Origin of the sequence: Lawsonibacter celer (assembly GCF_014281125.1) — a bacterium.
GTDB lineage: Bacteria > Bacillota > Clostridia > Oscillospirales > Oscillospiraceae > Lawsonibacter_B > Lawsonibacter_B celer.
The window spans coordinates 136,106-161,787 of sequence record NZ_JACOEA010000004.1 but is presented as its reverse complement, the minus strand read 5'-3'; the positions used below and the strand labels follow the sequence as shown (position 1 = coordinate 161,787).

Below are 25,682 nucleotides of genomic sequence, written 5' to 3'. Positions count from 1 at the left end.
GTCCGGAATCAGGAAATTGCTTTCACTGGTTTGCGTTTTGCCGCCATATAGGCTGTTTTTGATTCCATACGGAACATTTGCTTTTTCCGTTTTCGTGTGATATACTAGATACAATCAATAAAAAGAACCGTCTTTTTTAAGAAGGGCTTTTGGTATTGCACCCAGTGGTGCTGTATGGAAAGCCCTTCTTTTTTCTTTTTATTAGGGCTATATGGCGCATGGCGCGGTATAGAATATAAATTTTATAGGATCGAGGAGGATCACCATGGACATCGTCAAAGTGGAAAATCGGAATCGTCAGATAAAGGCCAAGCAGCTGCGCCGTGCCGGTATTGTGCCGTGCTGTGTGTATGGCGGCGGGCTCTCAGGCTCCCTTTCCATCCAGATGGGGCAGCAGGCCGCCGAGCAACTGCTCCGTACAAAACAGGTGGGCAGCAAGGTCCAGCTCGATCTGGACGGCAAACGGATTCCGGTTCAAATCAAAGAAAAAACCAGAGCGATCACGGACAGCAAAATCGATCATATCCAGTTTCAGGCCCTTCAGCCGGATCAAAAGGTCAACAGCGTCGCCCACATCGTCCTGAAAAATACCGACACCGTGTCCGGCGTTTTGGAGCGGCTTCTCTTTGAGGTGCCCTTCGCCTCTCTCCCTGCAGACATGATTGACACCGTCACCGTAGATTTGGAGGGAATGGCAGCCGGAACGGTCCTGACTGTGGACGACATCCCGGAGTTTAGGGATGAACGCGTCGAGCTGCAGGTGAAGGGTGACAGCATTGTCCTTCGGATCAACGACAAAAAGCGCGCTACCGGACTGACCGGAGGATAAGCGCTTAGCGCGCTTATTGCAAGACAGGAGAGAGCCCTGACCGCCGCATATCCCCGGGGCACAAGCGGCTCTTTCGCTCAATTTGTGAAAGGAGCAGAACATGCAATTAATTGGACAGGCGATTCGCCACGAGACCTTTGGCCCCGGCGTTGTAACCGGCTGGGATAGGAATATCCTCACCGTCTGTTTTTCCACCGGAGACAAAAAATTTCTTTATCCGGATGCCTTCTCCAAGTTCCTGACGCTGCGAAACCGCACGATGCAGGATCAGATCCAGGGTCTTTTGGAGACCCGGCGGGCTGAAAAAGCGGCCGAACAGCTGGCACGGCAGGAGGAGCAGGAACGGAAAAGCCGCCTGCTCAGCCTAAAGCCTTCCCCGAAATCCCATGCCGTGTTCCACATCCCCAGCGCTCAGGAACGCGATCTGTTTTCCGTGTGGTCGGTTTCCACCGGTACCTATCTCAGCGGGCTTTCAAAGGGAGCGCCACGGATTCCGGACCGGCTGAAGCCCAACTCACTCTGCCTGCTGACCAGCTGCGGCCACAGTATCCAGGAGCAGGAGCGCCGTGTGATCGGCGCATTTATGGTGGAGGAGGATTTCTTCGGGAACGCCTGCCGCAGCGGAATGGTCACCGCCCATCCCGCCTATCGCATAGCCCTCAAGCCTGAAAAACGTCCAGCTTTCTGGCCCTATCTCACAGAGGACCCTGCGAAACGGCGCTGGGGAAATACGGCATTTCAATATTTTTCCCTCAAAACCGCAGAGCGGATCCTTTTTGATCTGCTGGAACTGCTGGACATGCCGCAGGAGCGGGAGGCTGCGGCCCGGTTCTACCGTTATTTTTGCCAGATCAACCGGATACCGGTGCGAAACAGCGCAGAGGACGGCTCCATTCCTGACTGACCGCGGGAGCGCCCTCTGTCGTCGGGTTCTCAAACAAACCTGGGGCGGCATGACGGATGTCATGCCGCCCCAGGTTGTCATCGTAGGTTTTCTCTTGTTCCGGCGCGCAGAGGCCGGCAGTCAATTAAAGCTCCCCGTGCGGTCGGCAAACATGCGCTTTACCTGTCCCAGCAGGCGCCGGTGCTCCGGCCGCTCCAGGCGGGGATCCTCCTCCAGCAGCCGGGCCGCCGCATCCTGCGCCTGGGTGAGCACCGCCATGTCGGAGGCCAGGTCCGCGATGCGCAGGTCCGGCAGGCCGTGCTGCCGCTGCCCAAAGAAATCGCCGGGGCCCCGCAGACGCAGGTCCTCCTCCGAGATCCGGAACCCGTCCGTGGTGGAGGCCAGCACCTTCAGCCGCTCCCGGCTGTCCGGACCCGCGGCGGAGCTGACCAGCACACAGTAGGACTGGTGCCTTCCCCGGCCCACCCGGCCCCGGAGCTGGTGGAGCTGGCTCAGGCCGAAGCGCTCGGCATTTTCCACCACCATCAAGGCCGCGTTGGGCACGTCCACCCCCACCTCGATCACCGTGGTGGAGACCAGAATGTCCAGCGCTCCGGCGGCAAAGGCCGCCATGGCCGCGTCCTTTTCCCCGGCTTTCATCCTGCCGTGGACCAATCCCACCCGCAGGTCGGGGAAGATCTTTTCTCCCAATTCTTTTGCGTAGGCAACAGCCGCTTTCAGATCGGATTCGTTCTCACTGGCCCCAAGAAAGCCCAGCGAAGCGGGTTTCGCTGGGAAAGGAGGAACAGCGGAGGGGACCTGACCCTGCGCCTGCGCAGACTCCAGCGATTCGGAGCTTGTGACGACGCTTGGACACACCATATACACCTGCCGTCCCTCCCCCACCAGTTTACGGACAAAGCCGTACATCCGCTGGCGCTTGTCCTCCCCAATCACATAGGTTTTGACCGGGGTGCGGCCGGGAGGCAGCTCGTCCAGCACGGACACGTCCAGATCTCCATAGATGATGAGGGCCAGAGTACGGGGGATGGGGGTGGCCGACATGACCAGCACATGGGGGGGCGCCGATGCCCCTCCCATGGGGGCCCCCTTGGCGGCCAGCGCCGAGCGCTGATCCACCCCGAAGCGGTGCTGCTCATCCGTGATCACCAGGCCCAGGGCGGCGTACTCCACGCCTTCGGAAATCAGGGCCTGGGTGCCGATCATCAGGTCGACCTCCCCCTCCCGCAGGCTCTGGCACACCTGCCTCCGCCGTGCGCCCTTCACCGCCCCGGTGAGCAGGGCGGTACGCACTCCCGCCGGGGCGAGCAGGGGCGCCAGGGAGCGGAAATGCTGCTCAGCCAACAGCTCGGTAGGCGCCATCAGGGCCGTCTGGCAGCCGTTTTGGGCCGCCAGCCACGCCCCGTAGGCAGCCAGCATGGTCTTGCCAGAGCCCACATCCCCCTGCACCAGGCGATTCATCGGTCTGCCGGAGGCCATATCTCGGGCCATGTCCTCCATCGCCCGGCGCTGGGCGCCAGTAAGGGGAAAGGGCAGCAGCGCAAAGAAGGGAGCCGGGTCCCGCCGCCGGAAGATCCGCCCCGCAGCCTGGTCCCGCCGTCCCTTCAGCAGAGCCAGGCCGCAGGAGAGCTGCAGAAGCTCTTCAAAAATAAAACGCCGCCGGGCCCGGGCCGCGTCCTCCGGAGCAGCGGGAAAATGGATGGAACGCAGGCTCTCCTCCATGGGCGGCAGCCCGTACTGCGCCAGCAGAGCGGGGGGCAGCGTCTCCGTCATCTGCCCGGCGCAGCGCTCCACGCACTGAAGGGTCAGGCTGGCAAGCAGGTGGTTGGAGATCCCCTTGGTCAGGGGGTAGACCGGCAGGATCCGGCCGGTAAACCGCACCCTTTCCGCCGGCTCAAACTCCGGATTGGTCATCTGCCGCCGCCCGGGCGGCCCTTCCACCCGGCCGAAAAACACATATTCCTCCCCGGCACGCAGGGCATTTTTCACATAGTTTTGATTGAAAAAGGTGATGGTCATGGCGCCGGTCTGGTCCACCGCCCGCACACGGGTCAGCTCCAGCCCCCGTCGGATGCGGGAAAGGCGCGGGGACTCGGCCACCATGGCGCGGACGCACACAGGCAGCTGCGCCGGAGCGGTGCGGATGCAGGCGCTGGGGCGGCGGTCCTCATAGCCCCGGGGAAGGTAGCGCAGCAGATCCCCCACCGTGCGCAGCCCCAGCTTATCCAGGGCTTTCGCCCGCGTCTCTCCCACGCCCGGCAGCTCCCGCACATCAGAGTTCACGGTCAGCGGCATCTTCTGCCCTCCTTTCCTTTTTGTCAGTGTAGCACATTTTTTCTCCGCGGGCAAGGAATCCTCTGCTTATATGCACCGCGGGCAGGGGGTCCGCCTTTTCCCTTGTCTTTTTCTCCAATAAGCACCCCCGCGCACTCTGTCCACTCTGTGTTTCCTCACAAGATTTGCAATTCTATTTATTTCTTCTTGCAAAAACAGCTGAGCATATCTTATAATAATCTTAACCCAAAACGGGAGTGTCCTCCCTAGAAACACAGCATTTTAGGGAGATACAGGCGACGGAGCCCTCTCCCAACCCATCTGCATATTTCAAGACGCCGTATGACAAATTTCAACGAGGAAAGGATGGATACGACACATGGCAGAGCGCAAATTCAACAAGGTGCTGGTGGCCAACCGGGGCGAGATCGCCCTGCGGGTCTTCCGCGCCTGCTACGACCTGGGCCTTCACACCGTGGCCATGTACTCCAACGAGGATACCTTCAGCCTGTTCCGCACCCGCGCGGATGAGGCCTATCTCATCGGTGAGAACAAATCCCCCCTGGGAGCCTATCTGGATATTCCGGGCATCATCGACCTGGCCCGCCGCCGCCACGTGGACGCCATCCACCCCGGGTATGGTTTTTTAAGTGAGAACGCCGACTTTGCCAGGGCCTGTGAAGACGCGGGCATCGCCTTTATCGGCCCTTCCTCCAAAATTCTGGGCCAGATGGGCGACAAGCTGACCGCCAAGGCCATTGCCAAGGCCTGCCAGGTGCCCACCATCCCCGGCTCTGAGACCCCTCTGAAGGACGGCTCGGAGGCCCTGGCCAAGGCCAGGGAGTACGGCTTCCCCATCATCCTCAAGGCCGCCGGAGGAGGCGGCGGGCGCGGCATGCGCCGCTGCGACCGGGAGGAGGAGGTCGTTCCCGCCTTTGACCTGGTGAAGAGCGAGGCCCTGAAGGCCTTCGGCAACGCGGATATTTTCATTGAAAAATACCTGGTGGAGCCCAAGCACATCGAGGTGCAGATTCTGGGCGACCAGTACGGCAACGTGGTCCACCTGTTTGAGCGCGACTGCTCCCTCCAGCGCCGCTATCAGAAGGTGGTGGAGTTCGCCCCGGCCTTCAGCGTGCCGGAGGCCACCCGCCGGCAGCTCTACGAGGACGCGGTGAAGGTGGCCCGCCACGTGGGCTACGTCTCCGCCGGCACGGTGGAATTCCTGGTGGATCGGGACGGCCGCCACTACTTTATCGAGATGAATCCCCGCATCCAGGTGGAGCACACCGTCACCGAGCAGGTCACCGGTGTGGACCTGGTGCGGGCCCAGATTCTGATCGCCGAAGGACACCCTCTGTCCGCCCCGACCATCGGCATCCCCAGTCAGGACGCGGTGCACCTCAACGGCTATGCCCTCCAGTGCCGGGTGACCACGGAGGACCCGGCCAACAACTTCGCCCCGGACACGGGCAAAATCACCGCCTACCGCTCCGGCGGCGGTTTCGGCGTGCGTCTGGACGGCGGCAACGCCTACACCGGCGCGGTGATCTCCCCCTATTACGACAGCCTGCTGGTCAAGGTCACCTGCTGGGACAACACCTTCGAGGGGGTGTGCCGCAAGGCCCAGCGGGCCATCAGCGAGGAGCATGTTCGCGGCGTCAAGACCAACATCCCCTTTGTCACCAACATCCTGGCCCACCCCACCTTCGTGGCCGGCAAGTGCCACACCAAGTTCATCGACGAGACCCCTGAGCTCTTTGAGTTTGAGGACAGCCGGGATCGGGCCACCAAGGTGCTCAAGTACATCGCCCAGATTCAGGTGGACAATCCCTCCGCCGAGCGGCGGCAGCTGGACATTCCCCGTTTCCCGCCCTATGAGCATACGCCCCCCCGGTGCACCGGTCTCAAGCAGCTTTTGGATGCCCAGGGTCCCGAGGCGGTGCGGGACTGGGTATTGGCGCAGAAGAAGCTGCTCATTACCGACACCACCATGCGGGACGCCCACCAGTCCCTGCTGTCCACCCGGGTGCGCACCCGGGACATGGTCAAGGGGGCCGAGGGCACGGCGGAGGCGCTGAACGACTGCTTCTCCTTGGAGCTGTGGGGGGGCGCCACCTTTGACGTGGCCTACCGCTTCCTCCACGAGTCCCCCTGGGAACGGCTGGAGCTGCTGCGGGAGAAGATCCCCAACATTCCCTTCCAGATGCTCCTGCGGGGCGCCAACGCGGTGGGGTATACCAACTACCCCGACAACCTGATCCGCGCCTTTATCCGGGAGTCCGCCAAGACCGGCGTGGACGTGTTCCGTATCTTCGACTCCCTCAACTGGATCCCCGGCATGGAGGTGGCCATGGACGAGGTGCTCAAGCAGGGCAAGCTATGCGAGGCCACCATGTGCTACACCGGCGACATTCTGGATCCCAAGCGTGATAAATACACCCTGCAATATTATGTCAACATGGCCAAGGAGCTGGAGAAGCGGGGGGCGCACCTGCTTTGCATCAAGGACATGTCCGGCCTCCTGAAGCCCTACGCGGCCAAGAAGCTGGTGTCCACGCTGAAGCAGGAGGTGGGCATGCCCATCCACCTGCACACCCACGACACCTCCGGCAACCAGGTGGCCGCCTACCTGATGGCCGCCGAGGCCGGGGTGGACATTGTGGACTGCGCCATTGACTCCATGTCCTCCATGACCAGCCAGCCCTCCCTGAACGCGGTGGTCACCGCCCTGCAGGGGCAGGAGCGTGACACCGGTCTGGACCCGGAAAAGCTCCAGGCCCTCTCTGACTATTGGGCCGACGTGCGGGAGCGCTACGCCGGTTTTGAGGCCAATATCAAAAATCCCTCCACCGACATCTACCGCTACGAGATGCCGGGCGGCCAGTACACCAATCTGAAAAGCCAGGTGGAGAGCCTGGGCCTGGGCCACCAGTTCGACGACGTGAAGGAGATGTACGTCAAGGTCAACCGCATGCTGGGGGATATTGTGAAGGTAACCCCCTCCTCCAAGATGGTGGGCGATCTGGCCATCTTCATGGTGCAGAACAGCCTGACCCCGGAGAATATTGTGGAGCGGGGCGAGGCCCTCACCTTTCCCGACAGCGTGGTCAGCTACTTCAAGGGCATGATGGGCCAGCCCGCCTGGGGCTTTCCGGAGGACCTGCAGAGGGTGGTCCTGAAGGGGGAGAAGCCCATCACCTGCCGCCCCGGCGAACTGTTGCCCCCCGTGGACTTCGAGGCCGCCCGCAAAGAGGTGGAGAAGTTCTACCCCGAGGCCAGCGAACGCAGCGTGATCTCCTGGTGCCTCTACCCCAAGGTGGTGGAGGAGTTCTGCCGCCACCGGAAGGAGTACGGCTATATCATGCGTATGGGCAGCCATGTATTCTTCAACGGCATGGCCCTGGGCGAGACCAACAAGATCAACATTGAGGACGGCAAGACCCTGGTCATCAAGTACCTGGGCCTGGGCGATCTGAACGAGGACGGCACCCGCAACGTCCACTTTGAGCTCAACGGCATGAGCCGCACGGTGGCCGTGCCGGACAAGAGCGCCGAGGGCACTGTGCGGCATATCGCCCTGGCCGATCCGGAGGACAAGAGCCAGGTGGGCGCCTCCATCCCCGGTATGGTGTCCAAGGTAAGCGTCAAGCCGGGCGACCATGTGGAGGCCAACCAGGTCCTGGCCATCATTGAGGCCATGAAAATGGAGACCTCCGTGGTGGCGCGCATGGCGGGCACGGTGGAGCAGGTGCTCATCAAAGAGGGCGGCTCGGTTAAGGCCGGCGAGCTGCTGATCACCATCAAATAGGCCCCGGCCGCCGTTTTTTTCATCCTCCCTTGACATACCTCGTATATCTAGGTATAATATACCTAGATATACGAGGTATTTTGTTGAAAGGAGGCTGTCTGCATGCGGGCGGACAAGAATCTGCTGGCGGGGAGCACCACCCTGCTGGTCCTCTCCCTGCTGTCCAAGGGGGACAAGTACGGCTATGAGATGATTGCCGAGCTGGAGTCCAGGAGCAACCGCGCCTTTACGCTCAAGGAGGGCACCCTCTACCCCATCCTCCACGCGCTGGAGAAGGAAAAGGCGGTGATCTCCTATGAAAAGGAGGCCCCCACGGGCCGGGTGCGGAAGTATTATCGCATCACCCGCAGGGGCCTGAGCCTTCTGGAGGAAAAGCAGGAGGATTGGAGCCTCTTCTCCAAAGCGGTCAACGCGATCCTCGCCGGGACGGACCCGGCCCCGGCCTGATGAGCGCGCCGGGGGATTTTTACGGCTCCTTCCAGTGGTACTGCGAGGCGGTGTGCGCCTATGTGCGCTTCCGCCCCGACCACGGCGCGATCTCTAGGGAGCTGACCGCCCATCTGGAGGACCACGCCGACGCCCTGGCGGAGCGCCATCCGGAGCTGCCGCCGACGGAGGCCCGCCGGCGGGCCATCGCCGCCATGGGCGATCCGGAGGAGCTGGGCCGCGCCCTGGACCAGCTGCACAGCCCCCTGCTGGGCTGGCTTCAAATCTGGTGGATCCGCTCTGCACGCCTTCTTGCAGTGCTGGCGCTTCTTCTCGCCCTGACGCGGGCAGACGCCCTGTTCACCGCCTTCACCGCTCCGTCGGAATACGGTTTTCACATGGCCGCCCTGGTGGAGCGCTATGAGGAGCTGGACCTAGTGGCTGACTTTCGGCCCCGGGAGATCTGGCGGCAGGGCGGCTACACCTTTTCCATTGAGCGGGCCCTTGTGACCCGCAGTGCGGACACGGCCTACGGCCGGGAGAGTCTGTCCCTGGCCTATCAGCTCAGGGTGACCCATCCAAATCCTTGGCAGCGCGCGCCGGACTTTCGCGCCTGGCTCTGGGCGGAGGACGATCTGGGCAACCGCTACCCCTCCCGGGGACAGCAGGAGCAGTACGGCCTGCCCGTCCGTGCCGGCGACTCCGCCGGGAACCCCACCGCCTCAACTCCCTTTGTCTCCTATTACGACCTCTGGGTCGCCGGCATTGATCCGGATGCCAAGGAGCTGACCCTCCGCTTCGACCGCTACGGTGAAAACGCCATCTATCTCACCGTCCCTCTGGAAGGAGGCGCGTCCCATGTCTAAACGCCCTGATACCCCTGCGCGCCGGAAACGCCGGGCCATCCGCTGGGCAGCCGCCCTGCCGGTTCTGCTGGCTGTGCTGACACTGGCCCTGGACTTTCCCATCCCCACCGCCAGGCAGGCCCTGGCCGCCACTCAGGAGCGCTTTCTGTTCGGCCCCGGCGAGGTCGTCACCCAGCTGGATTTTCCCCGCAGCCCCAGCACCCGGAAATGGGGGCAGTACGACCGCTACTATATCCTGCGCAGCGGGGACTGGTATGCCTGGTGCGGCGTGAACCACTACGGTCTATTTTGGCAATCCGGCGGCCTAGGCGCGGTAAAAAACACCCCCAGCCTCCCGCTGGTCCCTCTGACCATCAGCGATTGGGCCGACGGGGCCGTGCTTGTCCTCTCCAATTCCCCTGATATTGCCGCGGTAGAAATCGCCTTCCACTCTGAAGAGGGGCATCCGCTCCTTACCGCGTGGGAGACACAGCCGGTCCAAAACTGTTTTGTGGTCCGCTACCAGACAGAACTCGCCTGGCCCTCTGTGTCTGCCACGCTCCAGGTACGCGGCTACGGAACCGGAGGAGAGCTGCTCTATGAAAGTCCCCGTCTGGATACTTGGCGGGATATGACCTGATCGGGGCGCCGTGCTGCTACGGGCCCATAAAACAAGAGCGCCGCGGAAAATTCCGTGGCGCTCCTGTCCGGTTTTACAGCTTTTCTTCCCACTCGCCCTGGCGGAAGCCCACCAGAACGAAGTCCTCCCCCACCAGGAGGGGGCGCTTGACCAGCATTCCGTCCGTGGCCAGGAGGGCCAACTGCTCGTCCTCGCTCATGCCTGGCAGCTTGTCCTTCAGGCCCAGGGCCTTGTACTGCAGGCCGCTGGTATTGAAGAATCGCTTCAGGGGCAGCCCGCTGAGCTGATGCCAGCGGCACAGCTCCTCTGCGGTGGGGTTTTCCAGCTTAATGTCCCGCAGGTCGTAAGCGGCGCCCCGGCTGTCCAAAAAGGCCCTGGCCTTCTGGCAGGTGGTGCATTTGGGGTAGCAGACAAAGAGCATGTCACATTCCTCCGTCTTGGTTTTTCCTCATTGTACCACATCCCGTGTTCCGGACGCAACCGTCCTTACAGGAAGGCCGTCAGCATTTGGGCCAGCTCTCCTCTGGTCAGGGGCTGATCCGAGGTATTGGACGCCTCATACTCCATTCTGGCCAGCTGGGCACAGCGGGTCAGCATCAGCTCCATGTGGGCGCCGGTGACCGACGCCTCCGGCAGGAAATGGCCCTGGCCGTCCCCTTCCACAATCCCGTTGGAAGAGGCCCAGCCCACATATCCGGAGTACCAGGAGCCGGCCCTCACATCGGTAAAGGCAGCGCTGTCCTCCACCTCCGCCCGGGCCAGGCGGGCCAGTACAGCCGCCGCCTGGGCCCGGGTCACAGTGCCGTTGGGCTCAAACCGGCCGCTCCCGGTCCCCTCCATCAGGCCCGCGTCATAAACCGCCTTGATGCTGTCATAGTCCTGGCTGCCCTGCCGCACATCGGAGAAGGGCAGCGCGCCCACAGTGAACTGCCACTGGTTGACGCCGGCATAGGTCTCGTTGCCGCTGACCACCCCCACGGTCAGGCGGTAGATGCCGTCCTCTGTGGGCAGGATGGCCGTCAGGGCCTCCTCACCGTCGGAGAGCAGACAGGTCTCGGCATAGTCCTCGCTGGGCACGTCGGTGATGGTGATCTGCACATCGCTGTCCGGCAGGCCGTCCACACTGGCTTGGATCTCCGTCAGGAGCACGCGCTCGCCGGAGGCCACACTGGTCATCCCTTTCCCCCCGTTGACTGTGAAACTTACCCGGGTCTTACCCGAGCCATCCGGGGAATCCGACACGCCGTAAAAACTGCGCACCCTTTGGGTAAGAGTAAACTCCGCGGAGCCCTCGCCGCTCTCCGCCTGTCCCCCGCCCTGATCGGGCCGGAAGCCGCCCGTTCCGTCCTCCGGTCTTGGGGTGCCCTCCGGACGCTCGGTCTGAGCAGGATCAAAGCCCTCCGGCGGCTCCTGCCCCTCGGGCCGCTGACCGTCCTGGCCGGGTCGGCCACCCTCCGGCCGTTCCGTCTGGGTGGGGTCAAAGCCCGCCGGGGGTTGCCCGCCGCCAAAGCCGCCGGTCTGGTTGCCGGTATACTGCTGCTGAACCCCGTCCACATAGAGGCTGTACGCAACGTTCTCCTCCAACTCAGGGGCGCTCACAGTCAGGGACTGGCAGGTCTTTTGTGTGGTGACCCGGAACAGCTCGCCCCCCTCCGGGTCGGCGAGGCTGATCACGCTGCCCGCGGGCAGTGTGGATGCAAAGGAGAGCTCCATATAGAGCTGCGCGGAGGCGCTGTCCACCGCGTCGTTGCGGGTGCCGAAAGCGTAGAGCGTACCGCCGTTGATGGTGATGGCTCCGTCCGCGTCAATACCGCCGTCCGGGGAACTCTCATTGCTCATGGTCCAGATCGTGCCGCCGTTGATGGTCAGATAGCCGTTGGAGTCAATGCCGTCGCCCTCGCTCCCCAGCCCGGCGTTGATGGTCAGGCTTCCGCCATTGATGGTGGTGACGGATACAAAATCCTCATTGGTGTTGATGCCGTCGTCCTGGCTCTGTATGTCAATCGTGCCGCCGTTGATGGTCAGGTGCAGCTCAGAATCCAGGCCCTCATTGTCGGCTGCAATGCAAAGCACGCCGGAGTCGTCCCCGTTCTCCCCGTCGATGTTCATGGACATCCGGGAGTAGAAGGCGCCGTCATACTTGTGCAGCTTTTTGGTGGTGCCCTCCTGATAGATGCGGGCCACATGGGAGCCGGTGATGTGGTTCTCGCTGCCGGCGGCCAGGATCACGTTGGCTCCGGCGGCGGAGGTGTCCGCCGTGCCGGAGGCGCTATAGTCCTCGTTCTCCCCCTCGTCATAGGCCACCCACTGGGTATCGCACTCATATACGCGGTAGAAGAACACCGCCGGAGCCACCGTGCAAGTGATATCGGCCCCATCCAGGATTAAGGTGACCACCGCGTCAGGATCGGTTTTGGCGTCCTCACCCAGGTCCACAAAAATCTGTCCCTGGCTCAGGGCGCCGGAAATGCGGTAGGTCCCCGGCTGGGTAATGGTGACCACGGTGTGGGCGGCCGCCTCGTCGGCGGAGTGCTTTTCGCTCTCGCTCCCCGCTCCGTAGGTCTCGTCCGTGCCTTCGGCGTAATAGATGATCCCGCCGCCCACATAGACGGTGCTGCTTGTGTCAGTGGGGGCGTCCTTTCCGTCCACCTTCACACCGCTGTCGGACAGCTGAATCCGGACTTCGCCGGCGCTGCTGCCCGCGGCGCAGGCCGACACGCTGCAGCCCAGGAGCATGGCTGCGGCCAGCGCGGCGGCCAGTAGTTTTCTGCGCATCAGGGTCACATCCTTTCTCAAGATGGGCCCATCTTACCACAGAAACCTTAAATACTCCTTGAACATTTGTAAATAATTTAAGACAGCAGGCCCAGCCGGTCCAGGACTACGGCCAGCTCCTGCCGGGTCAGGGGGGCCCAGGGCCGGGTCCCGTCCAGAACACCCGCGCGAACGGCCTTCTCCCACGCCTCGGCCGCCCAGGGTGCCGGGGTGTCCTCCCGCTCCTCCGTGTCCTGCCAGGTCACCCCCAGGAAATCGCAGACTCCCTTCGCCACTGCCAGGGCCAGCCGGTCCCGGTACGCCTCTGACTTGAGCAACTCCGCCTCTTCCCGGTTGGTGTGGAAGCCAAATTCGATCAGCACCGCCGGCGCAGCGGTCTTGGTGAGTACCGTATAGCCCTCATAGGCCAGGCCGCTCCCCCAGATCTCAATTCCCGCCGCCCGGGCCTGGGCCAGGATATCCAGGGCCGCCTGGTTGCGCGGGGCGGTGATGGGGCCGGAGCTGGTGTAGATCATAAGGCCCTTGGGGTCATACCAGCCGTCGTTTCCGGCCGCATTGGTATGCAGGGAGACAAAAAGGTCCGCCCCCGCTTTGTTGGAAACCTCCGCCCGGTCTGTCAGGCCCGGCTTCTCGTCCTCCCCACGGGTACCCACCACGGCGATCCCCTGCTCCTCCAGCAACACACGCAGGCGGAGATAGAGGTCCCAGGTGAACTCCCTCTCCTTGTAGCTCCCATCCGGGGAGCCGTTTACCGTATCCGGCCCGTGGCCGGGATCCAGACAGACGATCTTCCGGTCGCTCATCAGCGATTCCTCCTTGTTGTTGATACTTTCAGCTTATGTGCCCGCCGGCGGCCGGTGACAGGCCCTCCATGGCTGCGCCCCCACTTTGTCCGACCCAGAGCAGAAAGCGACCCCTTTGCCGCGGCAAAGGGGTCGCTTTCTGCTCTTTTCTCTTTTAAAAAATTCCCCGGCTCTCCGTGCGCAGGCCGGCGCTGCGGAGAATGGCGGCCGCCTGAGTCCGGTACTCCGCCGGGTCCCGGGCCCTGCGCAGAGCCTTGCCCGGACGCTCCGCCCCGTCAAAGAGGCCCAGAAGATAGGACCACAGCTCCTTCATTCGCATCATGGCGGCATGGGCGCTGCCGTAGTCCCGGGCGTACTCGTCAAAGAGCTGCTCCAGAAAATCCTCCAGCTCGCTCCGCCCCGCGGGCGGTCCGCCCGACGCCTTTCGGGCCAGGGCCGGGTCCCCGATCAGCCCCCGGCCCAGCATCGCCCCGGCGACCCCGGGGTATTCCGCCTGAAAGGCGGCGCACTGCCCGGCGGTGAACAGGTCGCCGTTGTAGCACACCGGCAGGGTGCACCGGGGCAGGGCGGCGGCAAAGGCCTCTCTCCGGGCGGGGCGGCGGTAAAAGTCCTCCCGCACCCGGGGGTGGAGGATCAGCTCCCGGATGGGGTAGCGGCAGAAGAGCTCCAGCAGGGGGCCGAACTCCTCCGGATCCCGCATGCCCAAGCGGGTCTTGACCGACACGGCCAGGGGCGGGGCAGCAAAGATCCGGTCCAAAAAGCGCTCCAGCCCCGCCGGGTCGGCCAGCATTCCGGCCCCCTTGCCCTTGGCGGTCACGGTGCCCGATGGGCAGCCCAGGTTCAGGTTGACCTCCCGGTAGCCCATGGCCGCCAGCTCCCCGGCGGCCCAGAGAAAATCCTCCGGATTTTTGGTCAGCAGCTGGGGCACCGTATCCGTGCCCCCGTTTTGCTCGGGCAGGATCTCCCGCAGCTCCCGCCGGGTAAACACGTGGTCCCGGGTGGGGGAGAGAAAGGGTGCGTAATACCGCCCCACTCCGCCGAAGCAGCGGCTGTGCACCCGGCGGAATTGTGCGCCGGTGATCCCCTCCATGGGGGCGCAGTCCCAGCGCATGCTCACCCGATACGGATGGACACGCCGTCCACCTCCACACTGTCGTCCGCCCGGATGAGGATGTACTTCACCCCGTCGATGACCCGGGTCTTAACCAGGTCGCTGCGCTCCGGGTTGACCTTGATGGTCACATCCGGCGTGCGCACCTCCATGCGGCTGGTATCCACCAGATTGCGGGGGCTCAGGGCGGTTCCCTCCCCGAAGGCCTCGTCATATCCGGCGTCAAAGGCGTTCATCCGGCTGTCCGACACGCCGGCGGCCCGGAGCACGCACTTCACCGCTCCCTTGGTGATGACCAGCGGCTCCTCCTCGCGGCTGGCCTTGTGGTCCGCGATCAGGCCGCACAGCTGGTCATGTACCGCCTGCACCACCTCATAATTGCAGTCCTCGCTGAGGGCCTCCCCCAGCACGCTCTTGAATGTCTCCCTCTGGGTATCCGCCGGCATGGGCACCGGCGTGCGGAACACCGCCTCCACAAAGTCCGGATGACTCTCCCCCGGGTCCCGGCTGTAGTACAGGGCGTTGTACAGATTTGTACTGCGCTCGTCAAAGGCCGGAAACAGGAAGCCCAGCTCCGGCGGGGAGACCACCCAGTCCTGCCGCAGGCGGCGAAACTCATTGGCGTGGGCGGAATAGCTCAGGGCCGGCTTGGTGGGCTTCACCGGGCAGATGCTGCACAGGAGATAGGAGTACACCTCGCTGGAGGCGTCCTGCTGATCCGCGCCGTCCTTGGCCCGGTAGGGCACGTCATAGGCGTCGTGGGCCAGCAGAATCATGTAGTTGCCCTCCAGGGAGAGGGCGGCGATGATCGTGTGGAAAAAGGCCTCCACCTTCTCCGAATCCTGCAGGCGGGAATCCCGCAGGGCCATCAGGATTCTGTGCTCCTCCCCCTCCGCCACCTGCCGGGTGGCGAATTCGATGTCCAGCAGCTGTCTGCCCAGGGTGCCGGACAGGGTGCGCTTGAGGATGCCCAGCAGACTTTCGCTCTCCCCCTGGGTCATCAGGGCCAGGGATTGATCGAACCGTGCCACAATCTCCCGGCTTTCATTGACATAGCATCCGTGTACATGGGTGATACTGCTCCGGTCCGGCCGGAAGCGCCGGCGGAGTTCTGCGATTTCTCTCTCGGTCATGGGTTCCTTCCTTGCATCAAATGTAAATCAGTGCTTGTGATCCTCCACGATCTCGCCGCTGCGGTAGGCGGAGAGCAGGGCCATCAGGTCGTCAATCTGCTCCTGTAGCTGCCGGCCCACATCGGTGCCTGCGATCTTCATGCGGGCCTCCAGCCGCTCAAACACCACGGAGGTGGAGGCGATGTCCTGGTTCTCCCGGATGGCGTTGGCCCGCCCCACAAAGGGCTCGTGGGAGACCAGCCGGAAGCAGGCAGAATTGTAGATCAGGGTATAGCCGGCGATGCCGGTGGTCTTTTGGTACGCCTTGCAGAAGCCCCCGTCAATGACCAGCAGCTTGCCCCCCGCCTTCAGGGGGCTCTCCCCCTTCTTGGATTTGACGGGCATATGTCCGTTGATGATGTGGCAGTGAGGGCCCTCCAGACCAAACTCCTTCAGCAGTGCGTCACACACCACAGGGTCGTTGTACAGGCGGTAATAGGCGTTCTTGGGCTCAGTCCAGACCGCCTCGTCCTCGATAAAGCGGCGCTCAAAGGTGGTCATCTTGTCCCGGCCGAAGATGGGGCTGTTGCGCCCGGCCCACAGGAACCACAGAAAATCCATCCCGTGCTCCCGCTCGGCGGTGCCCGGTTTGCTGTAATAGGCCCGGCGGGCGGTCAGGTCCGCATAGTCCAGGAAGGCCTTTCCGGAGAGTTTTTTGCCGCCCACGGAGAACTCCAGCAGCTGGCCGTCCTCCGTCATGGGAACGCAGCCGTGGAAGAGCAGGTTGCCGTTGTACACCTTGTAGACGCTGCCCTTGGAGTAGAGGAAGCGCACATGGCGCTGGAGCTTCTCACTGTGGCGGAAGGAGCGGGTAAGCTGGTCGATGAGCACGCTCTCCTCCTCGGTGAGGGTGTAGGGGTCCTTGGGGTCCACGGTAGGGAAATCTGTGTCCAGCAGAGGGTGGGTCACCCCGTCCACGCTCACGCATTTGTTTTCGTAGTCCACCTTGTCCAGCAGCAGCCGGTCCTCCATGCCGAATGCGGGATTTCGCAGGATCTTCTGTCCCTCCAGCTTGAAGAGGATCATGGTGATGGCCTTGTGCATCCGGGCGGCCAGAAGCTTATCCTTCTCGGTATAGCGCCCCTCGTCCCCGTTGGAGAACTTCACGGCGAACTGGCGCACATCGCAGTCCTTATAGACCTCGTTGGCGAAGATGGACAGGGGCCGCAGGGAGATGCCGTAGCCGGTCTCGATCACGTCCAGATTGTTGTAGCGCAGGGAGTTGGCCAGCACCGTGGCCACCAGGGTGCGGGAACCCGAGGCCGCGCCCATCCACAAAATGTCGTGGTTGCCCCACTGGATATCCACGCTGTGGTAGGCCATCAGGGAGTCCAGAATCACATCCGCGCCCGGCCCGCGGTCAAAGATGTCCCCCACCAGGTGCAGGTGGTCCACCGCCAGGCGCTTGATGAGCTCGCACAGCTGCACCAGGAAATTGGGGGCCCGGTCGATGTCGATGATGGTGGAGATGATGTTCTCGTAGTAGTCCCGCTTGTCGCCGTCCTCATAGTGGGTGTGGATCAGCTCGTCAATGATGTAGGCATACTCTGGCGGCATGGCTTTGCGCACCTTGGAGCGGGTGTACTTGGTGCTCACCAAACGGCACACCTCGATCAGGCGGTGGAAGGTGATACGGTAGAACTCCCGCATGTCCTCCCGCTCCCGACTGATCTCCTCCAGCTTCTCCTTGGGGTAGTAGATGAGGGTGGCCAGCTGGTCCAGCTCGGCCCGGGAGACGCTGGTGCTGAACAAATCGTCCAGCTTCTCCCGCACCACGCCGGAGGCGGAGTTGAGGATGTGCAGGAACGCCTCGTACTCCCCGTGCACATCGGAGACAAAGTGCTCCGTGCCCTTGGGCAGGTTGAGGATGGCCTGCAGATTGATGATTTCCGTGCTGGCGGCCTGTACGGTGGGGTACTGCCGGGCCAGCATCTTCAGGTAGTGCAGGTTTTCCGGACGATAGGCTTTTGCTTGCTTCATAACGCGCCTCCTCCTTGCGTCCAATGGTGATACCCTATTATCTCACCTGGCCGGCCATTTGGGAATAGGCTTTTTGATTTTTATCAAAGGGAACGGCCGCCCCGCCGGTTGGTGAGGGACGGCCGTTTCATGCCTTATCTTTTCGCGCTGAGCAGACTGTTGGCCGCCATACCGGCCACAATGAGCACCAGGCCCAGCGCCGCCACCGGGCTGGGCAGGGCATTGTGCAGCAGTAGGATCCCCCCCAGCAGGGAGAACACTACCTCGCCGCACTGGGTGGACTCCACCAGGGCCAGCTGCTGCGGGTTCTCCCTCACCAGCTGGGTGGCATAAAAAAACACCAGGGTCGCTACAATACCGGAGGAGAGAGCCACCACCGCGGACTGAAGCAGCTGCCCGAGCGACGGCGCGCCCGCCGTCGCGCCTGCCGCGGCGGCCAGCACCAGGAAAAAGGGCAGCGAGCACAGATCCATGCCGAACACCCGCTCGATCACACCCAGCTCTCCGCCGCACAGCTCCATCATCTTCCGGTTGCCCAGGGGATAGGCAAAGGCGGATACCAGCACCGGAATGGCAAAGAGCACCACGGTAAGGGGGTCCGTCTTTTGGAAATGGTCCACCTGGAGCAGGAACACCCCCGCCAGGATGACGGCAAAGGCCGGGAAGAGCCGGACGGGGACTTTTCCCCGCTGACGCAGGGGCCCCGCCGGGGTATCCCGCACGGTCCAGAACAGAGGGGTGAGCAAGGCGCCGGCAAAGATGGTGAACTGAAAGGTCCCCGCCACCAGCCAGGAGGGCCCATAGGCCGAGGCAAAGGTGAGGGGCGCATAGAACAGACCGAAGCCCACGGTGCTCCACACCATCCAGCGCCCCGGGGCACGACGGATCGCCGCCAGGGTGCGCCCGAGGGTCCCCCGGAGGAGGACCAGAAGCAGCAGAATGGGGAACATGATCAGAAAGCGCAGGCTGGCGCTCCAAAGCCAGCTTCCGCCCGCGTCGGCCATCAAGTTATTGAGCACATAGGTAACGGAAAAAAACACCGAGGACAGAAGGCCCAGCAGGACCGCCCCTCCGCCCGCCCGGGCCGTCTTTTCCCCCTGGAAGCCACGGAGCATGTTCTTCCCTCCTAACCTGCGCTCTGCCGGGCACCCGCCATCATCAGGCCCAGGCGCTCCGCCGTGGCCTCGCTCCGGTCCAGGATGCCCATCATGCGGCCCTCAAAGACCACCAGAATGCGGTCGGAGAGCTCCAGTATCTCGTCCAGCTCCGTGGACACCAGCAGCACGCCGGCCCCCGCCTGGCTGGCCGCCACGATCTGTCGCTGGATGTACTTGGTGGCGCCGATGTCCAGGCCTCGGTCCGGGTGCATGGCGATCAACAGCCTGGGTCTGCGGTCCAGTTCGCGGCCCACCACCATCTTCTGCTGGTTGCCGCCGGACAGATTGCCGGACCGCTCCAGAACGCTCGGAGTCTTGATGTTATACTGTTCACACAGCGCCTGACTGTGGGCGCGGATGTCCTTCCACTTTAAAAAGCCCCTTTTCTGGCACTCCGGGGTGCGATAGGACATCAAGATCAGGTTTTCATTGACCGTCATCTCACGGATCATGCCCATCTTATGCCGGTCCTCCGGGATGTGGGACACCCCCTGCCCCAGGATCATCCTGGGGTCGGCCCCGGTACAGTCGGCGCCGCACACCCGGACCGAGCCGGAGGCGGGCTTGAGCAGGCCGGTGATACAGCGCACCAGCTCGGACTGGCCGTTGCCGTCCACGCCGCACACGCCCAGGATCTCTCCGCCCCGGAGGGAAAAGCTCATCTGGTCCAGCGCCCTGATCCCCCGCTTGTCCACATAGGACAGGTCCTCCACCCGGAGCACCTCGTCTCCCGGATGGGCGGGCGGCTTCTGAGTGAGCAGCTCCACCTGGGAACCTACCATGAGGGCGGCCAGCTCCTGCTTATCCTGGATGTCAGAAATCGCAGTGGTCCTGACCACCCGGCCCAGGCGCAGAATGGTACAGCGGTCGCACACCTCCATAATCTCGTTGAGCTTATGGGTAATGAAGATAATGGTCAGCCCCTCGGCGGTGAGCTGGCGGAGCATGTGGAACAGCCCCTTCACCTCCTGGGGGGTGAGAACGGCGGTGGGCTCGTCCAGAATCAGCAGGGAGGCCTTGCGGTAAAGGGCCTTCAGAATCTCCACCCGCTGCTGGGCGCCCACGGAGAGGGTCTCCACCTTGGCCCAGGGGTCCAGCTCCATGCCGAAGCGCTCGGCCATCTGGGAAAACTCCCGGGCCGCCGCCTTCAGGTCCAGCACCGCCTTGTTTTCCTTCAGGCCCAGCACCACGTTCTCAATGACGGACAGGGCGGGTATGAGCATGAAGTGCTGGTGCACCATGCCGATGCCCTTGGCAATGGCGTCCTTGGGGTCCTTGATGCGCACCGGCTGCCCATTGAGCCAGATCTCCCCCTCCGAATGGGCGTACATGCCGTAGAGGATGTTCATCAGGGTGGACTTGCCCGCGCCGTTCTCCCCCAGCAGGGCGTGGATCTCCCCCTTCTCCACGGAGAGGTTCACGTCCACGTTGGCGGCCACGCTGCCGAAATACTTGGAGACATGCTTCATTTCCAAAAAGGCCATGGTCCGTCCTCCCTTACATCTTGGCGTAGGCCTGGCCGTGGCAGGCCGGCCGGTTGCTCTTCTTTCGGTAGCAGCACAGGGCGATGATGGTAATTACATAGGGCAGCATGATCCAGAACTGATAAGGGATCCAGGTGGCGGTGGTCTGAAGCCGGTACTGCAGAGCGCTGGCCGCGCCGAACATCAGGCAGGCGCCCATGACCCCCACAGGGGTGTAGTTGCCGAACACCACGGCGGCCAGGGCCATATAGCCGCGGCCGGACACCATGTCCTCCACGAAGAAGGACAGCTGTCCCATGGAGGTAAAGGCCCCGCCCAGGCCAGCCAGAGCGCCGGCGAAGAGCATGGTGCCGTAGCGCACGCCGGTGACGCTGATGCCCACGGTGTCGCAGGCCTGGGGGTGTTCGCCCACGGAACGGATTTTTAGGCCGATATTGGTGCGCTTGAGCACAAAGGCCAGCACCGGCACCAGCAGGTAGGTCAGATAGACCACCAGGGACTGGTTGAAAAAGGCCTCGCCGATCACGGGGATTTTACACAGCCCGGGTATGGCCACCTTATCAAACACATCGATTTTGGGCACCGTGGTGGACACGCCGAAGATCAGGCGGTTGAGGGTGACGGTCAGGCCGCTGGCCAGGGTATTGATGGCCAGCCCGGCCACCACCTGGTTGGCCTTGACGGTGATAACGAAGAAGGCGAGAATCAGGTTGAGCACCATGGCGGCGGCCATGGCGGCCACGGCCCCCACAAAGGCGGAGCCGGTGATCCAGCTGACGGTGGCGCCGAAAAAAGCGCCGGTGAGCATCAGGCCCTCGTTCCCGATGTTCAGGATGCCCGCCCGCTCGCTGTAGACCGCGCCCAGGGCGGTGATGAGCAGAGGGGTGGCGGTCATAATGTCGGAGGAGAGAAAATTCGTGATCCAGTCCAGCATTACACAGCCTCCTTTTCCATGCTCCGGGGTCCGGCGGTCCGGCTGGAGGGCTTGTTCTTCCTGCGGCTACGAATGCGGAAGAGCTCCCGGCCCACCACAAAGAGAATAATCAGGCCCTGAGTGATGTATACCGTGGCGTTGGGCACCTTGGCCAGCATCTGCATCCGCCCCGCGCCGGCGGAGAGGGCACCGAAGAGGATGCCCGCCAGGGCGATGCCCACCGGGCTGTTGCCCCCCAACAGGGCCACGGCCACGCCGTCAAAGCCGATGTTGCCCGCAAACTGCTGAATCAGGCGGGATTGAACGCTCATCAGTTCCACGCAGCCGCCAATCCCCGCGATGCCGCCGGCCAGGAGCATGGCCAGCAGCTGGTTTTTGCGCACGCTCATACCCGCGTACTCCCCCGCGCCGGGGTTGAGGCCCACCACCCGCATCTCATAGCCTCGGGTGGTTTTCCAGAGAAATACGTAGTAGAACACCAGGCACAGCACCGCCAGGATCAGCCCCGCGTGGAGCCGGGTGCCCGGCAGGATGACCGGCAGCTTGACCGAGGCCACCATCTGGGCCGACTGGGGGGTACTGGTGGCGGCGGTGGCCGGGTCCTTCAGGGGGCCGGCCACGCAGTAGGCCAGCAGCTGAATGGCCACGTGGTTGAGCATGATGGTGGAGATGAGCTCATTGGCCCCAAAGCGGTGGCGCAGCCAGCCGGCGAACACGCCGTACAGCGCCCCTCCGGCAAAGCCGGCCAGCAGCATCAGGGGAATATGGAGCACCGCGGGCATGCCTGCAAACCGTACGCCCACCAAGCTGCCCAGGATGGCGCCGATGTAGAGCTGGCCCGTGGCCCCCAGGTTGAAGATGCCGCAGCGCATGGGCAGGGCGAACGCCACTGCGGCAAAGATCAGGGGCGTTGTTTTCACCAGGGTCTCCCCGATGGAATTGGTGTTGCCGAAGGCACCCTTGAGCAGGCACTGGTAGGCATAGAGCGGGTCAAAGCCCAAAATCGCCATAACGATGCTGGAGAGGACCACGGCCGCCAAAATGGCGGCCACCGGGAAGTAGAGGCCTTTCAGCCCCGCGCGCAGACGTTCCTGCCAGGTTTTTGTCACAGATGAGCGCCTCCTTATGAAATCGTTTATGCCGGGGTGTATCGGAAAGCCCCCTGCGCGGCTTTCCGGCGCACTCCGGCGGAAGATACCGCCGAAAGCGGGCCCGGTATCCGGGCCCGCTTCTGGCGCAGGTAAGAGGGTCTTCCCAAGCTTAAAATTAGTCCGCCAGCTGTACGGAGACCTCGCCGCTCTTCAGCGCGTCGTAGCCGGCCTGGATGGCCGCCTTCATCTCATCGGTGAGCTCTCCGGCAGTAAAGCCGTCGTTATAAGTGGGCTCCAGCACCAGGCCGTCGGCAATACCGAACTTCTGCACCGCCTCGCCCACCTTGGGCAGGGTGCCGCTGATGACCTGGTCAAAGGCGGCCTTGTAGCCCACGGAGGTGTCCATCCGTACGCCGGCCGCACAGGTGGTAGGGCCGACGCTCTCCATGCCCTCGCCGCAGGCGACGGTCATGCCGCCGGCTTCCTCACCGGCCTCAATGACGCCCAGGGACGCGGCGTCGGCGTTGGGCACCACCACGTCGCAGCCGCTCTGGAACATGGCGGCCGCAGTCTCCTTGGCAGCAGCCACGTCGGTCATGCTGCCAATGTAGGTAATCACCACCTCAGCGTCGGGGTTGACATACTTCACGCCCTGCTCAAAACCCTGGGCGCAATGGATGATGGGGGTGAACTCCAGGCCGCCCACAAAGCCGATCTTGTCCGTCTTGGTCAGCAGGCCGGCGATCAGGCCCATGATAAAGCCATGGTCCTCATCGGCGAAGTAGATGGGGTAGACGTTGTCCGTGTGGTTGGCGCCGTTGCAGATGAACACCTGGGTGTTGGGGAAATCGGCGGCCGCGGTCACCACATCCTCCTGGTTGGAGTCGTCGTTGATGTACACCATGTCATAGCCCTCGGAGGCATAGGTGCGGAAGGTCTCCACGATGGAGGCGGGGTCCACGTTCTCCTGATAGGTGATCTCAGCGCCCTCTTCCTCCATCAGCTTCAGGCCCATGTAGCCGGTGTAGTTCCAGCTCATGTCACTGATGGGGCCGGACATGCTCATGGCCACCTTGACGCCCTCGGCGGAGCCGGAGCCGGTCTGTGCGGGCGCAGAGGAGCCCGGAGCGGGCGTGTCGGTGCCGGTCGCAGGGCTGTTGGCGGAGTTGCCGTTGCCGCAGGCGGCCAGACCCAACGCCAAAGACAGAGACAGGAGCAGAGAAACCAGTTTCTTCATTGTGTAAAATCCCCTTTCGAACATTTAAAAGCTATGGGTAAAACACAAAAAAAGCTGCTCCGCAGGGAAACGAAGTTCTCTGAGAAACAACCCTTTTGCTGTGTCAGTGTCTTTATTATAAAGAACAAATGGGAAAATTGTCTATTAGCAATATTGATAATAAAAAAACAAAAAAATCCCCTTTTTTCGTCGTATACCGGCCTTTTTCGTAAAAAAAGTTTTTAATGCTCAAAAAAATTCAGGCAGCCCCGCCCAAATCCGGGCGGGGCTGCTTAAACGGCTACTTCTTTATTCGTGGATGGCCAGAATCGGATCCACTATCTTCTGCCCAATCACGTCGATAAATCCGTGGTCGGTGACGGCGAACTCCGGAATCGCCGCCAGACAGATAAAGGAGAGGAACATAAAGGGGATGGCAATGGGGCAGCCCATATCATGAATGGCGGCGTTGAGCCCGCGCTTGACATCGGCCAACTCCTCCGCGGACAGATCGGACAGCAGGCCGCAGACCGGGTAGGCCACCTCGGCCACCACCTTGCCGTCCTTCACTACCACCTGACCGCCGGTGAGCTCCACCACCCGGTTGACCGCGATGGCCATATCCTCGTGGTTTGCTCCCATCACGATGATGTTGTGGTTATCGTGGCCCACGGAGGAGGCGATGGCGCCGCAGTTCATGTGGAAGCCGCCCATAAAGGCTTTACCCACATTGCCGTTCTTGGCATAGCGCTCCACCTGGGCGATGTACAGCACGTCCTGGTCCACGTCGCACTGGACCACACCGTCCTTCACCTTCAACTCCACGTCGCGGCCGGTGGTGATAGGGATCCAGGGCAGGGTATCCATCACCTTGGCGGTGACGGTCTTGGCCGTCTTGGGCACCGTGATCTGGAAGGATTCGGCGGTAATGGGGCGCAGCAGCTTGGCGGTGTTGAGCAGGCAGGGCTTGTGCTCGGCCTTGGGGTAGTGCACCTTCAGCGCGCCGCCCTCGGCCACCACCTTGCCACCGGCAATGACGGTGTCCACCTTGAAATCCTCCGGCCCGGTGGTCAGGTTGATGTCCGCCCGGCGGCCGGGGGCCAAGCCGCCGATCTCCATATCCAGGTTGAAGGCGCGGGCGGCGTTGAGGGTGACCATCTGAATGGCGGTCACGAAGTCAGCCCCGCACTTGAGAGCGGTACGCACGGCCTCGTCCAGGTGGCCGTGGTCCACCGCGTCGCAGGTGTGCAGGTCGTCGGTGACGATGGAGACACGGGAGGTGTCCATGTGGTTTTCCAGGATAGGCTTGATGCACCCCTCCAGGTTGCGGGCGGCGGAGCCCTCCCGCATCATCAGGTGGCAGCCGGAGCGCAGGCGGGCCACCGCGTCCTCCGCACCCAGGGACTCGTGGTCAGTGGATACGCCGGCGGCCATACAGACGTTGAGGGCCGGGCCTACCATGTCGGGCAGGTGCCCCTGGAGGGACTTGCCCATTCCCAGGGCGGCGTCCATGGAGTTCATCAGCTCCGGGAAGCCCGCCAGAATATAGGGACCCACGCACTCAGACAGGCCCACTGCGTCGGGCCGGGACAGCGCCTTTTTGATAATCTCCGTGTTGAAGCTGCCGCCGGAGGTCTCCAGATTGGGTGAGAAGGGCACGTGGGAGGGTACCACGAAATAGAGCTTCAGGTCCGTGTCCGCGGCCTCGTCCAGCACCGCCTCAATGCCCTCCAGGCCGGCCACCACGCCTACCTCATGCAGATCGGTCATAATGGCGGTGGTGCCGTGCTGAAGCACGATCTCCGCAAAGGGCCGAATGGAAAGGCTGGAGCTCTCCGGATGGATGTGGCCGTCCACAAAGCCCGGAGTGATGTACTTGCCGGCGGCGTCAATGATCTTGGTATCAGGACCGATGGCATAATCCACGTCGCCCACTGCCGCAATCCTGCCGTTGCTGACGGCCACACCGCCCTCATAGATCTCGCCGGAATAAACGTTGACCAGCTTGCCGCCTTTGACAACCAGATCCGCCGGCTGCTTTCCGCCAGCCACTGCCAATAATACCTGATCCATCTTTACACACGCTCCTTCAGCTGTTGGTTTCAGCGGCAGCGTCTGCGCGCCACCGTCCGGGACAGGTTCTGTCTTTCATTATAGCCACTGGTTGAAATTCCTGTCAAGACCGGGCCGCGGCGGCGGGGGCGAAAAAATTCCTCCGGGAGCCGGCCCGGTC

Annotated in this window: 19 protein-coding genes; 6 read left to right on the top strand and 13 right to left on the bottom strand. The window is 62.8% G+C overall.

The features are described 5' to 3' along the window. The first annotated feature begins 265 nt into the window (after positions 1-265). Together H9Q75_RS08935 and H9Q75_RS08930 are read left to right on the top strand one after the other, a co-directional pair. Complete coding sequence (locus tag H9Q75_RS08935; protein ID WP_186566263.1) at positions 266-829, top strand: 50S ribosomal protein L25/general stress protein Ctc; 564 nt, start codon at positions 266-268, stop codon at positions 827-829. 100 nt (positions 830-929) lie between these two features. Then, complete coding sequence (locus H9Q75_RS08930; RefSeq protein WP_186566261.1) at positions 930-1,733, top strand: hypothetical protein; 804 nt, start codon at positions 930-932, stop codon at positions 1,731-1,733. Between the two features lie 120 nt (positions 1,734-1,853). Here the strand turns inward: H9Q75_RS08930 and recG are convergent, their stop codons facing one another. Continuing rightward, positions 1,854-4,028, bottom strand: coding sequence for an ATP-dependent DNA helicase RecG (gene recG, locus H9Q75_RS08925; protein ID WP_186566259.1), 2,175 nt, complete (start codon positions 4,026-4,028; stop codon positions 1,854-1,856). A 358-nt stretch (positions 4,029-4,386) separates the two neighbouring features. On the opposite strand from recG, the gene H9Q75_RS08920 reads away from it, so the two are divergent. From H9Q75_RS08920 to H9Q75_RS08905, 4 genes are all read left to right on the top strand, one after another. Further along, entirely contained in the window at positions 4,387-7,815 is a 3,429-nt protein-coding gene (locus H9Q75_RS08920) for a pyruvate carboxylase (protein WP_186566257.1), read from the top strand. A 102-nt stretch (positions 7,816-7,917) separates the two neighbouring features. Beyond that, entirely contained in the window at positions 7,918-8,262 is a 345-nt protein-coding gene (locus H9Q75_RS08915) for a PadR family transcriptional regulator (protein ID WP_186566255.1), read from the top strand. After that, a complete protein-coding gene (locus tag H9Q75_RS08910; protein ID WP_243200768.1) occupies positions 8,199-9,107 on the top strand; it encodes a permease prefix domain 1-containing protein in 909 nt (302 codons plus the stop codon). The genes H9Q75_RS08915 and H9Q75_RS08910 overlap by 64 nt, the downstream gene beginning before the upstream one ends. Further along, positions 9,100-9,726 (top strand): DUF5044 domain-containing protein, encoded by a 627-nt coding sequence (locus H9Q75_RS08905; protein WP_186566251.1) that lies wholly within the window; start codon positions 9,100-9,102, stop codon positions 9,724-9,726. The genes H9Q75_RS08910 and H9Q75_RS08905 overlap by 8 nt, the downstream gene beginning before the upstream one ends. Before the next feature lie 73 nt (positions 9,727-9,799). On the opposite strand, the gene H9Q75_RS08900 is transcribed toward H9Q75_RS08905, so the two are convergent. The 12 genes from H9Q75_RS08900 to H9Q75_RS08845 all read right to left on the bottom strand — a co-directional run bounded on the left by H9Q75_RS08900 (position 9,800) and on the right by H9Q75_RS08845 (position 25,522). Further along, positions 9,800-10,147 carry an arsenate reductase family protein gene (locus tag H9Q75_RS08900; RefSeq protein ID WP_186566249.1) on the bottom strand — a complete coding sequence of 116 codons (348 nt, stop codon included), beginning with the start codon at positions 10,145-10,147 and terminating at the stop codon, positions 9,800-9,802. A 65-nt stretch (positions 10,148-10,212) separates the two neighbouring features. Beyond that, positions 10,213-12,501 carry an S-layer homology domain-containing protein gene (locus H9Q75_RS08895; RefSeq protein WP_186566247.1) on the bottom strand — a complete coding sequence of 763 codons (2,289 nt, stop codon included), beginning with the start codon at positions 12,499-12,501 and terminating at the stop codon, positions 10,213-10,215. Between the two features lie 77 nt (positions 12,502-12,578). Next, entirely contained in the window at positions 12,579-13,304 is a 726-nt protein-coding gene (locus tag H9Q75_RS08890) for an N-acetylmuramoyl-L-alanine amidase family protein (protein WP_186566245.1), read from the bottom strand. A 154-nt stretch (positions 13,305-13,458) separates the two neighbouring features. Then, on the bottom strand, positions 13,459-14,415 hold the full coding sequence (locus H9Q75_RS08885; protein ID WP_186566243.1) for a tRNA dihydrouridine synthase: 957 nt from the start codon (positions 14,413-14,415) through the stop codon (positions 13,459-13,461). A gap of 2 nt (positions 14,416-14,417) precedes the next feature. Further along, positions 14,418-15,548, bottom strand: coding sequence for a DUF4317 domain-containing protein (locus H9Q75_RS08880; RefSeq protein ID WP_186566241.1), 1,131 nt, complete (start codon positions 15,546-15,548; stop codon positions 14,418-14,420). 27 nt (positions 15,549-15,575) lie between these two features. Then, complete coding sequence (locus H9Q75_RS08875; RefSeq protein WP_186566239.1) at positions 15,576-17,567, bottom strand: fructose-1,6-bisphosphatase; 1,992 nt, start codon at positions 17,565-17,567, stop codon at positions 15,576-15,578. A gap of 134 nt (positions 17,568-17,701) precedes the next feature. Then, positions 17,702-18,682, bottom strand: a complete 981-nt coding sequence (locus H9Q75_RS08870) for a DMT family transporter (RefSeq protein WP_186566237.1) — start codon at positions 18,680-18,682, stop codon at positions 17,702-17,704. An 11-nt stretch (positions 18,683-18,693) separates the two neighbouring features. Further along, entirely contained in the window at positions 18,694-20,208 is a 1,515-nt protein-coding gene (locus tag H9Q75_RS08865; protein ID WP_186566235.1) for an ABC transporter ATP-binding protein, read from the bottom strand. A 13-nt stretch (positions 20,209-20,221) separates the two neighbouring features. Continuing rightward, positions 20,222-21,142 carry an ABC transporter permease gene (locus tag H9Q75_RS08860; RefSeq protein ID WP_186566233.1) on the bottom strand — a complete coding sequence of 307 codons (921 nt, stop codon included), beginning with the start codon at positions 21,140-21,142 and terminating at the stop codon, positions 20,222-20,224. Then, positions 21,142-22,251 (bottom strand): ABC transporter permease, encoded by a 1,110-nt coding sequence (locus tag H9Q75_RS08855; RefSeq protein ID WP_341480928.1) that lies wholly within the window; start codon positions 22,249-22,251, stop codon positions 21,142-21,144. The genes H9Q75_RS08860 and H9Q75_RS08855 overlap by 1 nt, the downstream gene beginning before the upstream one ends. Positions 22,252-22,408: 157 nt before the next feature. Next, complete coding sequence (locus H9Q75_RS08850) at positions 22,409-23,470, bottom strand: BMP family protein (RefSeq protein ID WP_186566231.1); 1,062 nt, start codon at positions 23,468-23,470, stop codon at positions 22,409-22,411. Positions 23,471-23,758: 288 nt separating this feature from the next. Further along, positions 23,759-25,522 (bottom strand): adenine deaminase, encoded by a 1,764-nt coding sequence (locus H9Q75_RS08845; RefSeq protein WP_186566229.1) that lies wholly within the window; start codon positions 25,520-25,522, stop codon positions 23,759-23,761. Between the last annotated feature and the right edge of the window lie 160 nt (positions 25,523-25,682).

Bases quoted from the DNA above. Each gene is read 5' to 3' on its own strand.
- H9Q75_RS08920 (WP_186566257.1), top strand. From the start codon at position 4,387: ATGGCAGAGCGCAAATTCAACAAGGTGCTGGTGGCCAACCGGGGCGAG.
- H9Q75_RS08905 (WP_186566251.1), top strand. From the start codon at position 9,100: ATGTCTAAACGCCCTGATACCCCTGCGCGCCGGAAACGCCGGGCCATC.
- H9Q75_RS08890 (WP_186566245.1), bottom strand. From the start codon at position 13,304: ATGAGCGACCGGAAGATCGTCTGTCTGGATCCCGGCCACGGGCCGGAT.
- H9Q75_RS08865 (WP_186566235.1), bottom strand. From the start codon at position 20,208: ATGGCCTTTTTGGAAATGAAGCATGTCTCCAAGTATTTCGGCAGCGTG.
- H9Q75_RS08900 (WP_186566249.1), bottom strand. From the start codon at position 10,147: ATGCTCTTTGTCTGCTACCCCAAATGCACCACCTGCCAGAAGGCCAGG.
- H9Q75_RS08935 (WP_186566263.1), top strand. From the start codon at position 266: ATGGACATCGTCAAAGTGGAAAATCGGAATCGTCAGATAAAGGCCAAG.
- H9Q75_RS08875 (WP_186566239.1), bottom strand. From the start codon at position 17,567: ATGAAGCAAGCAAAAGCCTATCGTCCGGAAAACCTGCACTACCTGAAG.
- H9Q75_RS08915 (WP_186566255.1), top strand. From the start codon at position 7,918: ATGCGGGCGGACAAGAATCTGCTGGCGGGGAGCACCACCCTGCTGGTC.
- H9Q75_RS08860 (WP_186566233.1), bottom strand. From the start codon at position 21,142: ATGCTGGACTGGATCACGAATTTTCTCTCCTCCGACATTATGACCGCC.
- H9Q75_RS08930 (WP_186566261.1), top strand. From the start codon at position 930: ATGCAATTAATTGGACAGGCGATTCGCCACGAGACCTTTGGCCCCGGC.
- H9Q75_RS08885 (WP_186566243.1), bottom strand. From the start codon at position 14,415: ATGCGCTGGGACTGCGCCCCCATGGAGGGGATCACCGGCGCACAATTC.
- H9Q75_RS08880 (WP_186566241.1), bottom strand. From the start codon at position 15,548: ATGACCGAGAGAGAAATCGCAGAACTCCGCCGGCGCTTCCGGCCGGAC.
- H9Q75_RS08845 (WP_186566229.1), bottom strand. From the start codon at position 25,522: ATGGATCAGGTATTATTGGCAGTGGCTGGCGGAAAGCAGCCGGCGGAT.
- H9Q75_RS08850 (WP_186566231.1), bottom strand. From the start codon at position 23,470: ATGAAGAAACTGGTTTCTCTGCTCCTGTCTCTGTCTTTGGCGTTGGGT.
- recG (WP_186566259.1), bottom strand. From the start codon at position 4,028: ATGCCGCTGACCGTGAACTCTGATGTGCGGGAGCTGCCGGGCGTGGGA.
- H9Q75_RS08870 (WP_186566237.1), bottom strand. From the start codon at position 18,682: ATGCTCCGTGGCTTCCAGGGGGAAAAGACGGCCCGGGCGGGCGGAGGG.
- H9Q75_RS08895 (WP_186566247.1), bottom strand. From the start codon at position 12,501: ATGCGCAGAAAACTACTGGCCGCCGCGCTGGCCGCAGCCATGCTCCTG.